The 263-nt window shown below is 67.3% G+C and carries 1 pseudogene; it reads left to right on the plus strand.

Annotation, left to right across the window (positions count from 1 at the left end):
- Positions 1 to 263 (plus strand): annotated as a pseudogene (locus CVH10_RS26940) (hypothetical protein); the annotation flags it as partial.

Below are 263 nucleotides of genomic sequence, written 5' to 3' on the forward strand. Positions count from 1 at the left end.
GTGAGCTACTGGCTGGTGCTGCGCGCGCTGCAGAACTTCATCGGCCTGCGCCGCGTGAAGGTCGCGCTGACCGGCGCGGCACCGATTCCGCCGGACGTGGTGCGCTTCTTCCGCACGCTGGGCGTGCCGCTGGTCGAGGTGCGCGATCTCGCCAAGACCTTCGACGTCTCGCCGCCCTGGCTCAATCGCGTGCTCGAACGCAAGCCGAAACAGTTGCTGAACGCGGTCGATGGCGTCAGCTTCGAGATCGACCGCGGCAAGAC

Origin of the sequence: Halomonas sp. ND22Bw (assembly GCF_003011945.1) — a bacterium.
Taxonomy (GTDB): Bacteria; Pseudomonadota; Gammaproteobacteria; order Pseudomonadales; family Halomonadaceae; genus Halomonas; species Halomonas halophila.